We start from the raw sequence: 14,451 nt of genomic DNA on the forward strand, positions 1-14,451 counted from the left end.
CGAACGGGCCGGCCTTTTTGCTGTTCGCCTCGCGCGAGCGCGAGGCGCGGCGTTCAGGGCTTTTGCGGCGGCTGTTGCTGCTTGAGCGCGTCCTGCATCGCCTTCATGGGGTCGTCGCTGGCGCCGCTTTCCGCCGGGGCGGGCGAAGGTGCGGCGCCTTCCGTGGCGCCGGGTGCCGCGGGTTCGGCGCCCGGTGCGGGCTCCGCCCCCGGCGTGGGCTCGGGCGTGCCGCCGTAGGGGTCGGCTGGCGTCGCATCGTTCTCGGGCTGCAGGCTTTCGCGCATCTGCGCGCCGATGTCGTCGAGGTTGACCTTGACCTCCTTGTCGAGGCTGCCCGTCACGATCTGCGGAAACGCGATGAGCACGCCCACCATGGTGAGCTGGATCAGCACGAAGGGAATGGCGCCCTTGTAGATCTGCATCGTGGTCACCGGCTCCATGACCTTCTGCGTCACGCGGTCGACGTACTGCTTGTCGGGGGCCACGGAGCGCAGGAAGAAGAGGGCGAAGCCGAACGGCGGGTGCATGAAAGAGGTCTGCATGTTCACCGCGAGCAGCACGCCGAACCAGATCAGGTCGATGCCCAGCTTGTGGGCCACCGGCGCCAGCAGCGGCACGACGATGAACGAGAGCTCGAAGTAGTCGAGGAAGAAGGCCAGGAAGAACACCAGCACGTTCACCGCGATCAGGAAGCCCACGGGGCCGCCGGGCAGGGCCGACAGCAGGTGCTCGACCCAGATCGGGCCGTCGGCGGCCTGGAAGACCAGGCTGAACACCGTGGCACCGATCAGGATGAACATCACGAAGCTCGACAGCTTGGTGGTCGAGGCCAGGGCCTGCTTGAGCAGCGGCATGTTCATGCGCCGGCGGATCCAGGCCATGATCAGCGCGCCGACGGCACCCATCGCGCCGCCTTCGGTGGGCGTCGCGACGCCCAGGAAGATGGTGCCCAGAACCAGGAAGATGAGCAGCAGCGGCGGGATGAGCACGAAGGTCACGCGCTCGGCCAGCCGGGACAGCAGGTTGAGCTTCAGGCCCTTGTTGATCAGCGCGATCACCAGCGCCACGAACACGCCGCCGCACATGGCGACCACGACCTTCTCGTCGGTGGCGACGAAGGTGACGGGCTCGCCCTGGAACCAGGTGTGCACGGCCTCCATGTTGCGCGCCAGCACGACGGCCACCACGGCAGACAGTGCCGTGATGCCGACCAGCGAGGCATAGCCGCCGCTGCCGTTGGGCTCGCGGAAGGTGCGCGCCTCCGGCGGCAGCGCGGGAACCTGCGCGGGCTTGAAGATCGCGAGGAACACGACGTACAGCACATACAGGCCCATCAGCATGAAGCCGGGCAGGAAGGCGCCCTTGTACATGTCGCCGACGCTGCGGCCGAGCTGGTCGGCCATGATGATCAGCACCAGCGAGGGCGGGATGATCTGCGCCAGCGTGCCCGAGGCGGCGATGACGCCGCTGGTGAGCCGCCGGTCGTAGCCGTAGCGCAGCATGATGGGCAGCGAGATCAGGCCCATCGAGATCACCGAGGCCGCCACCACGCCGGTGGTGGCCGCGAGCAGCGCGCCGACGAAGATCACCGCCAGGGCGAGGCCGCCGCGCATCGGGCCGAAGACCTGGCCGACCGTGTCGAGCAGGTCCTCGGCCATGCCGCTTCGCTCGAGGATGAGCCCCATGAGCGTGAAGAACGGCACGGCCAGCAGCGTGTCGTTGGCCATGATGCCGATCAACCGCTGGGGCAGCCAGGCCATCACCGAAGGCTGGAACACGCCGAGCTCGATGCCGACGAATCCGAAGAACAGGCCGCAGGCGCCGAGGCTGAAAGCGACCGGGAAGCCTAGTAGCAGGAAGCAGATCAGCCCCGCGAACATGATCGGGGCGAAGTTGGCGACGATGAATTCCATGGTGTTCCGGTGCTCGCCTGTTCAGTGCTGTGGCTTGGGCGCGGTGCCCGCTTCGGCCGCGGCTTGGGCGGCGTCCTTTTCGGCCTGCAGGCGCAGGGCCTCGATCAGCTCGGCCTCGGCCGTCTTGTCGGTCAGCCGGCCCATGGGGTCGGGCCCCTGACCACGCAGGAAGGCGATGCGCTTGATGAGTTCCGACCAGCCCTGCAGCAGCAGCAGCGTGAAGCCGGCCGGCAGTGCCGCCCACACGGGCCAGCGGATCAGGCCGCCCGAGTTGCCGGACATTTCGCCCGACTGATACATCTGGATGACGACCGGCACCGAAAGGTAGAGCACCGTCAGGCACAGCGGGGTCAGGAAGAACGCGAAGCCGATGATGTCGATCCAGACCTGCTTGCGCTTGGACAGGCGGCTGTTGACCACGTCGATGCGCACGTGCTCCCGGTGCAGCAGCGTGAAGCCGGCGGCGATGAGGAACGACCAGGCGAACAGATACCACTGCACTTCGAGGAACGCGTTCGAGCTGGTATTGAGCACCTTGCGCACGACGGCATTCAGCGCGCTGATCACCGTGGCGGCCAGGATCAGCCAGATCGCGTATTTGCCCACCTGGGCGTTGAGCCAGTCGATGGCCCGGGAAAGCTTCAGCAAGCCTTGCATCACATCTCCATTTTTGTATTGGATTGCCTCCATATACGAGCGCACCCGACGCACCGGCGTTGTGCGCCGGCGGGTCGGGTGCATGAGGCGGAGCGGATTTTATAGGTGTAATCGAAAGTGTCGTTTCGGGGCGTACCCGAGGATGGAGGCATGGTCATAATGGCTGATGGCCCAGACACCGCGCCCACCACCGGCCCCGGCTGCGGCAACGCCCCAGTCCATCGACTCCCCCGACATGAGCAAGGCCGGCCGCGACATGCTGTCGCTGGCGCTGATCGACGCGCGCAACCATACCTTGCACCTCCTGTCCCTCTTCGAGCAGGCCCTGGGCCGGGACATGCGTGTGGAGCCGATGCCCGATGTGGTGCCGCCGGTGTGGCTGGCCGGCTACATCGGCTGGTTCGCCGAATGGTGGATCGGGCGCAACACGCAACGCGCGTTCGGCGACGAGTGCCCGCTGCGCCCGACGCGGCTGGCGTCCATCGAGCCGGGCGCGGACGACTGGTGGAGCCTGCAGCGGCTGCCCCAGGCGCGGGAGCACGGCATCGCCGACCTGCCCGACCTCGCGCAGACCAAGGCCTATCTGCTGGACACCCTGGAAAGCACCCTCGAACTGCTCGACAACGCCGCCGAGACCGACGCCGGCCTCTACTTCTACCGTCTCGCGCTGTTTCACGAAGACATGCGCGGCGAGCAGTTCGTGGTGATGGCGCAGACGCTGGGTCTGCCCCTGGGCGTCGAGCAGGCGCCCATCGCCGTCACGCGCGAGCCGCTGCTGCTGCCGGCCACGCGCTGGGAGTTGGGCATGCCCGAAAGCGGCTTCGCCTTCGCGCAGGAGCGCGCGGCGCACCGGGTGGACGTGCCCGAATTCGAGATCGACGCCCAGCCCGTCACCTGGAACCAGTACGTCGAATTCGTCGAGGACGGCGGCTACGACCGCGAGGAGCTCTGGCATGGCGAAGGCTGGCGCTGGCTCTCGGCGCAGATCGAGGGCCGGCGCGGGCCGCGCCACATCGAGCAGATCGGCGCGGCGCGCAATGGCACGGGCGGCTCGGTGCTGCAGCAGCGCTTTGGCGCTACCGTGCGCGCGGCCGGCCATCACAGCGCCGTGCACCTGAGCTGGTGGGAGGCCGACGCCTGGGCGCGCTGGGCCGGCCGTCGCGTGGCGACCGAGGTCGAATGGGAGATCGCCGCCCATACGGCGGCGCGCCGCGGCTTCCGTTGGGCCGACGTGCACGAGTGGACTTCGGGCACCCTGCAGCCCTGGCCCGGCTACCGGGCCGATCCGTGGAGCGCGGGCACCGAGTTCGATCCGGCCGCTGCCTTCGGCCGGGCGCGCGTGCTGCGCGGCGCTTCGTTCGCGACACGTGCCCGTTTGCGGTCGCTGCGCCGACGCGGCTTCGCGCTGCCGGAGCGCGACGACGGCTTCTTCGGCTTCCGGACCTGCGCTCTCTGACCCGGCGTCAGGGCACTCAGCGCTCCCCGCCGGCCTCGGAGGCCAGAGGCGGCGCCACTTCCTCCAGCGGCTTGCGTTCCGCATCGGCCGCATGGCGCAGCGCCAGCAGTCCCGCCACGATGACCAGCCCCGCGCCGATGCAGTAGCCCACCATCACCGCGCCGCGGCTGCCGGTCTCTATCAGCAGGCCGAACAGCAGCGGCGCCGCGAAGCCGCCCGCGCCCATGCCGACCGCATAGAAGATCGCGATGGCGATCGCGCGCATCTCCAGCGGAAACACCTCGCTCACCGTGAGGTACGCCGAACTCGCCGCCGCCGATGCAAGGAAGAACACCGCCGACCAGCACAACGCCTGCCCGCGCGCGTCGAGCCAGCCCTGCATGAACGCCCAGCCGGTGAGTGCGAGGCCGATGCCCGCGAGCACATAGGTCGCCGCGATCATCCGGCGCCGGCCTACGGTGTCGAACAGCGGCCCCAGCAGCAGCGGCCCGAGCACGTTGCCCAGCGCGAACGGAAAGATGTAGAGCGCCACGTTGCCTTCGGGCACGGCGTAGAAGCGGGTGAGCACGAGCGCGTAGGTGAAGAAGATCGCGTTGTAGAAGAAGGCCTGCGAAATCATCAGCGCCAGCGCGACGACGCTGCGCTGCGGGTAGCGCTGAAACAGCACCCGGGCCACTTGGCGCATCGGCGGGCTGTTCGGGCGCGCGGCCGTGTAGTTCACGACGAAGCCCTGCGGCGCGGGCAGCGGGCCGTGCTGCGCCTCGACCTCGGCTTCGATGCGATCGACGATGCGCTTCGCCTCGTCGGCCCGCCCGTGCGCCACCAGCCACCGCGGACTCTCGGGCACGTGGCGCCGTACCAGCAGGATGGCTACCGCCAGCACCGCCCCCAGCGCGAAGCCGGCGCGCCACCCCCACACCGGCCCGATCACGCGCGCGTCGAGCAGCACGAGGCTGAGCGCCGCACCCAGCGCGGCACCGATCCAGAAGCTGCCATTGATCGCGAGGTTCACGCGCCCGCGCACCCGCGCCGGAATCAGTTCGTCGATGGCCGAGTTGATGGCCGCGTACTCCCCGCCGATGCCCAGCCCGGTGATGAACCGGCACAGCGCGAAGAAGGCGAAGTTCGGCGAGAAGGCCGTCGCCAGCGTGCCGACGGTATAGACCGCGAGCGTGATGAGAAAGAGCTTCTTGCGCCCGAGCCGGTCGGTCATCCGGCCGAAGAGCAGGGCGCCGAGCACCGCGCCCGCGACGTACACCGAGCCCGACAGCCCGATCTCGCCGGCCGTGAGGCCCAGCGTATCGGGCCGCTCCAGCACCGCGCCGATGGAGCCCACCAGCGTGACTTCGAGCCCGTCGAGCACCCAGGCCACGCCAAGCGCGATCACCACGCGCCAATGCCAGCGCGACCACGGCAGGCGGTCCAGGCGGGCGGGGATGTCGCTGCGCAGAGCCGTCATGCGCGAAATTATGTGAAGCGCGCCGCCTCCACGGTTGTAGGACCGGCGCTGCAATGCGCCGGTCGAATGGCTCTGGCGTTCAGGTCCCGGCGTTCGGGTCCCGGCGTTCAGGCCGCGACGGGCACCGACACCTGCCGGATGCCCATGGCCTCGAGCGTGTCGGCAATGGCCGCCACCGCGCCCGGAATGCCCGCCTCGCCGAAGTGCCCCATGCAGCCGACGCGGAAGGTCTCCACCTGCGTCAGCTTGCCGGGGTAGAGGATGTAGCCGCGCTTCTTGACCTCCTGGTAGAAGGTCTTGAAGTTGTAGTTGGCGTCGTCGGGCGCGTGGAAGGTGATGATGATCGGCGCCTGGATGGCCGGGTCGAGGAAGCTGCGGAAGCCCAGCGCGGCCAGCCCGTCGATGAGCCCCTTGCAGTTGCGCGCGTAGCGTGCGCCGCGCGCCTTCAGGCCGCCTTCCTCGATGTACTGCGCAATGGCGGTGTCGAGCGCCGCGACCACGTGCGTGGGCGGCGTGAAGCGCCATTGCGTGGTCTTCTCCATGTACACCCATTGGTCGTACAGGTCCATGCTCAGCGAGTGGCAGTTGCCTTCGCATTTTTCGAGCGTGCTGCGCTTGATGACCACGAAGCCCATGCCCGGCACGCCTTCGAGGCACTTGCCCGAAGCGGCGACGACCGCGTCGAAAGGCGTCTTGCGCGCATCGATCTCGATGGCGCCGAAGGAACTCATGGCGTCGATGATCAGCCCGCGGCCGTGCTTCGCGACGACCAGCGCGATCTCGTGCAGCGGGTTGAGCACGCCGGCACCGGTCTCGCAATGCACCACCGCGACATGGGTGATGCTCGGGTCGGCCGCGAGCGCGCGGTCGACGTCGGCGGGCGAGACCTGCTTTTCTTCCGTGTAGTCGATGGTGCTCAGCTTGCGCCCGAGCACCTTGCAGATCTTTGCCAGGCGCTGGCAGTAGGCGCCGTTGCTCGGCACCAGCACATGGCCGTCGCGCGGAACCACGGTGCCGATGGCCGCTTCCACCGAGAAGGTACCGCTGCCCTGAAGCGGAACGCATTCATGCGTGCCCGTGCCGTGCACGATGTTCAACACTTCCTTGCGGATGCGCGCGGTGATCTGGTTGAAGTCTGCGTCCCACGAACCCCAGTCGCGCAGCATCGCGTTGCGCGTGCGGTCCGAAGTGGTCAGGGGGCCGGGGGTGAGCAGGATGGGGTAGTCGGCTTGACTCATGATGTCTCCAGGCAAGGAAGGAACGGGGGGCAAGGGTTGTCTTGGCTTCAGCCGCGGCTCAGGTTGCGCCAGGCCTGCGTGCGCGACAGCAGCACGCGCGTGAGCAGCGAATAGGCGATGCACACGACCGTCGAGGTGACGACGATCAGGCTGGCCAGCGCCGCCGCCGGGCCGATGTCGCCGGCGTCGTCCAGATGCATGATCGCGACCGAGGCCAGGATGGTCTCCGGCGTGTAGAGAAAGATGGCGCAAGACAGGCTGGCCATCGACACCACGAAGAAATAGCGCCCGATGTCCAGGATCGCCGGCAGGCACACCGGCACCGTCACCCGCAGGAAGGTCTTGAAGAACGGCACCTTGAGTGAGGCCGATACGGCCTCGAACTCGTTGTCGATCTGCTTGAGCGCCGTCACGGCCGTGAGATGGCTCGAGGTGTAGTAGTGCACCACCATCGAGATGATCAGGATCGCCATCGTCTGGTAGAGAAAATTCAGCGGGTTGGCCGGATGGTTGAAGAACATCACGTAGCCCAGGCCGAGCACCAGGCCCGGCACCGCCATCGACAGCACCGCCATAAGGTGCATGCCCTTGCGCATCAGGCCCAGGTTGCGCGTCTTCTCGATCAGGTAGGCGCCCACGAACACGATGAGCGAACCGGCCACGGCAGTGGCCATGGCGACGATCAGGCTGTTGGTGTAGGCGTCGGCCATGTCGCTTTCGACCAGCACGAAGTGGTAGTGCTTGAGCGTGAGCGACAGGTCATAAGGCCACAGCGAGATCAGCGAGGTGTAGATCGCCATGCCGACGGTGGCCAGCAGCAGGCCGCACACCACGGTGCAGAACAGCGTCAGCAGCGGATCGGCGAGCTTGCGGCGCTTGGGGCTGTAGGGCACCGAGCGCGCCGTGAGCTGCGCCTTCAGCTTGCGCCGCACCACGTAGTCGATGACGAAGGAAATGATCGACGGAACGAGCAGCAGCATGCCCACCACCGCGCCGATGGAGAAGTTGTGCTGCCCCACCACCTGCTTGAACACATCGACCGACAGCACGTTGAAGTTGCCGCCGATCACCTTGGGTGCGCCGAAGTCGCTCACCACGTAGGTGAAGACCACGGTGGCCGCGCTGATCAGGCCGTACTTGCACGACGGCAGCGTGATGGTCATGAACTGGCGGAACGGCCGCGTGCGCAGCGCGGTGGCCGCCTCGTACAGCCGGCCGTCGGCCAGCGACAGCGCGGTGACCAGGATCATCAGCGCATGCGGAAAGGTGTTGTAGACCTCCGCCATGATGATCCCCGGCGCGCCGTAGATCGACGCGCCGCCCAGCAGGAACTTGAGCGCGCCCTGGTTGCCGAACCACTGCACGAAGGAAATGGCAGACAGCAGCGAGGGCGCCAGCAGCGGAATCAGCGCGATGAGGCGGAACACCGCCTTGAGCGGCGTCGGCATGCGGCTGCGCGTGAGCGCATACGCGAAGACGAAGGCCGTGGGCACCGAGATCATCACCACGGCCGCCGACACCCAGATCGAGTTCCATGCCGCGCGCAGCAGGCTGGGCGTCTGGAAGTAGGTGATGAAGTGGGTGAGGCCGACGAAGCGGCCCTCCCTGTCCTGCACCGCATGCGCCAGGATGGTCAGCAGCGGCGCGATCAGGAACACGAACAGCATCACCATCACCACGAGCAGGATCGCCCGGGCAATGGTTTCGTCGCGGCTCCAGCGCATGACGGGGCGTGCGTTGAATGCGGCGAGTGCGGGGAGAGGGCGGGCCAGCGTGTTCATGGCTTCGGTGCGCGGGCGGAGAAGGCGCGGATGCGGTTTGCGCGCAGCGCGATGTCGATGGTGTTGCCTTCGCGGATGTCCAGGTCGTGCAGCTGGTTGAGCGAGAAGTGCAGGCCGAGCGTCTGGCCGTGCAGCGCATCGGCGGTGACCTCGGCGATGCAGAGGCCGCCGAGGAACTCGACCTTGGTGACCAGTGCACGCAGGCGGTTGGCCGTGTCGTCATTCAGGTGCTCGACCGCGCGGTCTTCGGGGCGCAGGTAGAGATTGACGGCTTCGCTCGGCTCGAAGGCGCCGTCGCAGGCATCGCACTGCAGTTCCATGTCGCCCACCTTGAAGCGCTGGTTGCCCAGCGCCACCGCGCGCAGCACGTTGACCTTGCCGACAAAATCGGCAACGAAGGGCGTGGCCGGCTGTTCATAGACTTCCATCGGCGTGCCGACCTGCTCGATCACGCCGTGGTTCATGACCACGATGCGGTCCGCCATCGAGAGCGCTTCTTCCTGGTCGTGCGTGACCATGATGGTCGTGATGCCGACCTGCTTCTGCAGCCGGCGGATTTCGCCGCGCAGCCGGATGCGTTCCAGCGCATCGAGCGCCGACAGCGGCTCGTCGAGCAGCAGCAGGCCGGGCCGCGTGGCAAGGGCACGCGCCAGCGCCACGCGCTGCTGCTGCCCGCCGGAGAGCTGGCTGGGGTATTTGCTGCCCGAGGTCGGCAGGCCGACCAGCTTCAGCAGCTCTTCGACGCGGGCCTTGATCTCGCCGCGCCGGGCACGGCTGTTGACCAGGCCATAGCCGATGTTATCGGCGATCGACAGGTTGGGAAACAGCGCATACGACTGGAACACGATGCCGTAGTCGCGCCGGTCGGGCGGCAGCCACGAGACGTCCTTGCCGTTCTGCAGGATCTGCCCGGAGGTCTGCGTCTCCAGCCCCGCGATGATGCGCAGCAGCGTGGTCTTGCCGCAGCCCGAGGGGCCAAGGAAGCACAGCATCTCGCCCCGGTTCACCCGCAGGTGCACGTCGCGCAGCGCACTGAAAGCTTCGAAGTCCTTGCGCACGCCGATGATCTCGAGCGCGGCGGGAGCGCTCGCAGGACCCGGGCTGGCAATGAACTTGGTATCGGTCATATCCATTTTTCGCACTCGTCGTTGGCGCACGCCGCAAGGATGGGCGTCGCGGGTTGTGAGAAGGGTTGCAGGCCTGTCGAGCCGATTCGTGGGGCACCGCGGAACCGGCTTTGCCGGGCCGCAGGTGTCGCCCCCGGCAGGGGGGGCGTAGCGGCACGAAGTGCGCGAAGCCTGGGGGCGAGCCCTATTTCGGTTCGGCCTTGCCTTCGTAGCGCTTGCTCCACTCGGCCAAGATGCGCTCGCGGTTTTTTGCCGCCCAGTTGATGTCGTTCTTTGCCAGCAGCTTTTCGTAGTTGTCCGGAATGCCTTCCAGCTTCGAGGCCACGCCGGGGTAGGCCACCACCGCCCACCAGGTGGAAGTGATCTGGTTGGCCTCCTTGCTGGCCATCCAGTCGGCGAAGCGCTTGGCCTGGTCCAGCTTCTTGCTCGTCTTCATGATGCTGGTGGCCTCGATGTCCCAGCCCAGGCCTTCCTTCGGGAAGATCAGGTCGACCGGCGCGCCCGACTTCTTGACCTGGTGCGCGCGGAACTCGAACGAGATGCCGATCGGGAACTCGCCCGCGCCGGCCTGCTTGCAAGGCTTGGAGCCCGAGTGCACGTACTGCGCGATGTTCTGGTGCAGCGCATCCATGTACTTCCAACCCTCGGCGTCGCCCATGTTCTGCAGCCAGGAGGACACGTCGAGGTAGCCCGTGCCGCTGGAGGCCGGGTGGGGCATGGTGATCGTGCCCTTGTAGACCGGCTTGGCCAGGTCCTGCCAGGTTTCCGGCTTGGGCAGGTTCAGCTTCTTGGCCTCGACGCGGTTGAAGCAGATGGTGGCGGCCCACACGTCCATGCCCACCCAGGCCGGCGGGCGCGCGGCATCGGAGTAGGCCGGGTTCAGCTCCTTGAAGCCCTTGGGCTCGTAGGGCAGGAGCATGCCTTCCTGCTGCAGCAGCGCGAGGCTGCTGGCGGCCAGGCCGGCCACCACGTCGGCCTGCGGGTTGGCTTTTTCGGCCAGCAGCTTGGCGGTGACGATGCCGGTGGAGTCGCGCACCCACTTCACCTCGATGTCGGGGTTGGCTTTTTCGAAGGCGTCCTTGTAGAGCTTCATGGCGTCGGTTTCGAGCGCCGTGTAGACCAGGAGCGAGGTCTTTTGCGCCCATGCGGCGCCGCTGGCCGCAAGGCCTAGCGCCGCCGCACACAGAACCGCCGTGAGACGGCGCGTGCTTAGTTTCATCGTCATCTGTTTCTCCTGAGAGGGCTTGCTGTCACTGGAAGAGGTGAGTGGCGGGCTCCGGCAATGGCTGTACCAAGCTCCGGTGAGCAAAATGTAGATTGGTGATTGAAGACTGTCAATAAAAAATTGTTGACAGTTTTCAATTCATCGGGAAAATACGCCCCATGGTCACCAGCAATCACTCCGCCGCCCTCGCATTCCTCCAGTCCAGCTCGCTGCCGATGCTGATGCAGGAAGAAATCGAGCGTTTGATCATGACGGGCGAGCTTCCCGTCGGTAGCCGCATCAACGAGAGCGAGCTTTCGCAGCGCTTCAACACCAGCCGCGGTCCCATCCGGGAAGCGTTGCGGGCGCTGGAAGAGGCCGGCCTCGTGCGCAACGAAAAGAACCGCGGCGTCTTCGTGCGAGAGATCGCATTCGAGGAAGCCGACGAAATCTACGAACTGCGCGAGGCGCTGGAAGAAGTCATCGGCCGGCGCGTGGCGGTTGCCATCAAACCCGACGCCATCGAGCGCCTGCGCGCCATGCTCGACGCGATGCGCTCGGCAGCCCAGGCGCAGGACGTGGAGCAATACGCGCAGCTCAATCTGCAGTTCCACGAAATCCTGCTCGACACCGCAGGCAGCAAGAAGCTGACCGAAACCTACAAGCGCCTGGTCAAGGAACTGCACCTTTTCAGAATGCGCGCGCTCGACAGCGGCGGCGGCCTGCGCGTTTCGGCGGATGAGCATCGCGCCATCGTCGATGCCATCGCCAGCGGCAATCCCGAGATCGCGGGGCAGGCGCTGCGCCAGCACGTCGCCGGCAGCCGTGCCCGCATGCACAAGGCCTTCGGCCGCGCCGATTCCGCTCCCATTGAAGCCCCGAACAACCCACCCCAAAAGGAAGTCTGAAATGACACAGGAGACACTCGAAGTCAACGCCCGCAGCTACCGCTGGATGTCGCGCCCAGTCGTCGTGGTGTGCGTCGACGGCTGCGAGCCCGCGTACCTCGACGCGGCGATCGCCGCCGGCGTGGCCCCGTACTTCGACCGCATGAGGAAGTCCGGCGCCAACCTGCTGGCCGACTGCGTGGTGCCCTCGTTCACCAACCCCAACAACCTGTCCATCGTGACCGGCGTGCCCCCGGCCGTGCACGGCATCTGCGGCAACTACTTCTTCGACCGCGAGCTCGGCCAGGAAGTCATGATGAACGACCCCAAGTACCTGCGCGCGGGCACCGTGCTGGCCGCCTTCGCGGACGCGGGCGCCAAGGTCGCCGTCGTCACCGCCAAGGACAAGCTGCGCAAGCTGCTGGGCCACCGCATGAAGGGCATATGCTTCTCGTCGGAGAAGTCCGACCAGGTGACGATGGAGGAGAACGGCATCGACAACGTGCTCGACATGGTCGGCATGCCCGTGCCCTCGGTGTACAGCGCCGAACTGTCGGAGTTCGTCTTCGCCGCCGGCGTCAAGCTCATGGAGTCGCGCCGCCCCGACCTCATGTACCTGTCGACCACCGACTACGTGCAGCACAAGGCCGCCCCCGGCAGCCCCGCCGCCAACGCCTTCTACGCCATGATGGACGGCTACCTCGCGCAGCTCGACGCCCTGGGCGCCACCATCGTCGTCACCGCCGACCACGGCATGAACGACAAGCACGACGCAGCCGGCGCGCCCAAGGTCATCTACCTGCAGGACGTGCTCGACGGCTGGTACGGCCAGGACGAGGCACGGGTCATCCTGCCGATCACCGACCCCTACGTGGTGCACCACGGCGCGCTCGGCTCCTTCGCCACCGTGTACGCGCCCGCTGAAGCCAGCGTGCCCGGCTGGATCGAGCGCATCAAGGGCATCCCCGGCATGGAGCTGGTGCTCTCGCGCAAGGACGCCGCCGAACGCTTCGAGCTGCCGCCCGATCGCATCGGCGACATCGTGGTGGTCAGCGAGCAGAGCACCGTCATCGGCACCTCGGCCAGCCGCCACGACCTCTCGGCGCTGGAAGTGCCGCTGCGCTCGCACGGCGGCGTCTCGGAGCAGCGCGTGCCGCTGATCTGCAACCGCCCGGTCACCGGCATTGCCGCCGGTCGCCGGCTGCGCAACTTCGATGCGCTGGACATCGCGCTGAACCACGCCCAGTAACGACAACGACTTCCGGAGCACTTCCCCATGAGCCAAGCCATCCTGAAGCCAGGCACCGTCCACCGCGAGGCCCTGCGCATTGCCGGCGAGCGCGTGCACCGCGACCGCACCATCGAGGTCACCTACCCCTACACCGGCGAAGTCATCGCCACCGTGCCCAAGGCCACGCTGGAGGACGTGCGGGTGGCCTACAAGATCGCGCGCGACTACAAGCCCACGCTCACGCGCTACGAGCGCTACAAGATCCTGATGCGCGCCGGCGAGATCATCGCCTCGCGCCTGGACGAGATCTCGCGCGTCATCACCATGGAGTCGGGCCTGTGCCGCAAGGACTCCTTGTACGAAGTGGGCCGCGCCTCCGACGTGCTGCTGTTCGCGGCCAACCAGGCCCTGGTGGACGACGGCCAGGTGTTCTCCTGCGACCTCACCCACCACGGCAAGAGCCGCAAGGTCTACACGCTGCGCGAGCCGCTGCAGGGCGCCATCACCGCCATCACGCCGTTCAACCATCCGCTGAACCAGGTGATTCACAAGGTGGCTCCCTCCATTGCCACCAACAACCGCATGGTGCTCAAGCCCAGCGAGAAGACGCCGCTGACGGCCTTCATCCTGGCCGACATCCTGTACGAGGCGGGCCTGCCGCCGCAGATGCTGTCGGTGGTCACGGGCGACCCGAAGGAGATCGCCGACGAGATGCTCACCAGCGCCGACGTCGACTTGGTCACCTTCACCGGCGGCGTGGCCATCGGCAAGTACATCGCGGGCAAGGCGGTGTACAAGCGCCAGGTCCTGGAGCTGGGCGGCAACGACCCGATCATCGTGATGGAGGACGCCGACGTCGAGGAAGCCGCGACGCTGGCGGCCAGCGGGTCGTACAAGAACTCGGGCCAGCGCTGCACGGCCATCAAGCGCATGCTGGTGCACGAGTCGGTGGCCGACCGGTTCGTCGAGCTGCTGGTGACCAAGACGAAGGCCTTGAAGTACGGCGATCCGATGGACCCGGCCACGGACATGGGCACGGTGATCGATGAGGCCGCGGCGATCCAGTTCGAGGCGGTGGTCAACGAGGCCATCAAGGCCGGTGCGAAGCTGCTGTACGGCAACGAGCGCCGCGGTGCGCTGTATTCGCCGACGGTGCTCGATCACGTCGATCCTGCGATGACTGTGGCAAAGCACGAAACCTTCGGGCCTGTGTCGCCGGTGATCCGCTTCAGGAACATCGAGGAGGCGATCCGCATCTCCAACGGCACGGCCTATGGCCTGTCGTCGGCGGTGTGCACCAACCGCATGGACTACATCACGCGCTTCATCCGCGAGCTGAACGTGGGCAGCGTCAACGTGCGCGAGGTGCCGGGCTACCGGCTGGAGTTGACACCCTTCGGCGGCATCAAGGACTCCGGCCTGGGCTACAAGGAAGGCGTGCTCGAGGCCATGAAGAGCTTCACCAACACCAAGACCTATTCGCTGCCCTGGTAGACAA

General features: G+C 66.9%; 11 protein-coding genes. 4 read left to right on the top strand and 7 right to left on the bottom strand.

The window, feature by feature from the left end; translation table 11 throughout:
* Window positions 1-53 precede the first annotated feature (53 nt).
* Both EJP67_RS16895 and EJP67_RS16900 read right to left on the bottom strand, forming a co-directional pair.
* A complete protein-coding gene (locus EJP67_RS16895) occupies window positions 54-1,913 on the bottom strand; it encodes a TRAP transporter large permease (protein WP_126022870.1) in 1,860 nt (619 codons plus the stop codon).
* A 21-nt stretch (window positions 1,914-1,934) separates the two neighbouring features.
* Window positions 1,935-2,570 carry a TRAP transporter small permease subunit gene (locus tag EJP67_RS16900; protein WP_126022871.1) on the bottom strand — a complete coding sequence of 212 codons (636 nt, stop codon included), beginning with the start codon at window positions 2,568-2,570 and terminating at the stop codon, window positions 1,935-1,937.
* A gap of 166 nt (window positions 2,571-2,736) precedes the next feature.
* Between EJP67_RS16900 and EJP67_RS16905 the strand changes: the two genes are divergently transcribed.
* A complete protein-coding gene (locus tag EJP67_RS16905) occupies window positions 2,737-4,026 on the top strand; it encodes an SUMF1/EgtB/PvdO family nonheme iron enzyme (protein ID WP_126022872.1) in 1,290 nt (429 codons plus the stop codon).
* Window positions 4,027-4,042: 16 nt separating this feature from the next.
* Here the strand turns inward: EJP67_RS16905 and EJP67_RS16910 are convergent, their stop codons facing one another.
* The 5 genes from EJP67_RS16910 to EJP67_RS16935 all read right to left on the bottom strand — a co-directional run bounded on the left by EJP67_RS16910 (window position 4,043) and on the right by EJP67_RS16935 (window position 10,856).
* Window positions 4,043-5,485 carry an MFS transporter gene (locus EJP67_RS16910; protein WP_126022873.1) on the bottom strand — a complete coding sequence of 481 codons (1,443 nt, stop codon included), beginning with the start codon at window positions 5,483-5,485 and terminating at the stop codon, window positions 4,043-4,045.
* Window positions 5,486-5,592: 107 nt separating this feature from the next.
* Window positions 5,593-6,723, bottom strand: coding sequence for a 2-aminoethylphosphonate--pyruvate transaminase (locus EJP67_RS16915; protein WP_126022874.1), 1,131 nt, complete (start codon window positions 6,721-6,723; stop codon window positions 5,593-5,595).
* 47 nt (window positions 6,724-6,770) lie between these two features.
* The gene (locus tag EJP67_RS16920; RefSeq protein ID WP_126022875.1) at window positions 6,771-8,504 is read right to left on the bottom strand and encodes a putative 2-aminoethylphosphonate ABC transporter permease subunit; all 1,734 of its coding nucleotides are present in this window, start codon (window positions 8,502-8,504) and stop codon (window positions 6,771-6,773) included.
* On the bottom strand, window positions 8,501-9,637 hold the full coding sequence (locus EJP67_RS16925) for a putative 2-aminoethylphosphonate ABC transporter ATP-binding protein (RefSeq protein WP_126022876.1): 1,137 nt from the start codon (window positions 9,635-9,637) through the stop codon (window positions 8,501-8,503). The genes EJP67_RS16920 and EJP67_RS16925 overlap by 4 nt, the downstream gene beginning before the upstream one ends.
* 178 nt (window positions 9,638-9,815) lie before the next feature.
* Complete coding sequence (locus tag EJP67_RS16935; RefSeq protein WP_126022878.1) at window positions 9,816-10,856, bottom strand: putative 2-aminoethylphosphonate ABC transporter substrate-binding protein; 1,041 nt, start codon at window positions 10,854-10,856, stop codon at window positions 9,816-9,818.
* Between the two features lie 158 nt (window positions 10,857-11,014).
* Here EJP67_RS16935 and EJP67_RS16940 point away from each other — a divergent pair, with 158 nt between their 5' ends.
* Genes EJP67_RS16940 through phnY form a run of 3 tightly spaced genes read left to right on the top strand, consistent with a single transcriptional unit; the run spans window position 11,015 to window position 14,447 of the window.
* Entirely contained in the window at window positions 11,015-11,743 is a 729-nt protein-coding gene (locus EJP67_RS16940; RefSeq protein ID WP_126022879.1) for a phosphonate utilization associated transcriptional regulator, read from the top strand.
* Window position 11,744: 1 nt separating this feature from the next.
* Window positions 11,745-12,971, top strand: a complete 1,227-nt coding sequence (phnA, locus tag EJP67_RS16945; RefSeq protein ID WP_126022880.1) for a phosphonoacetate hydrolase — start codon at window positions 11,745-11,747, stop codon at window positions 12,969-12,971.
* Window positions 12,972-12,998: 27 nt separating this feature from the next.
* Window positions 12,999-14,447, top strand: coding sequence for a phosphonoacetaldehyde dehydrogenase (gene phnY, locus EJP67_RS16950; RefSeq protein ID WP_126022881.1), 1,449 nt, complete (start codon window positions 12,999-13,001; stop codon window positions 14,445-14,447).
* Window positions 14,448-14,451 lie beyond the last annotated feature (4 nt).

It is taken from the genome of Variovorax guangxiensis (genome assembly GCF_003952165.1).
Lineage (GTDB): Bacteria > Pseudomonadota > Gammaproteobacteria > Burkholderiales > Burkholderiaceae_C > Variovorax > Variovorax guangxiensis.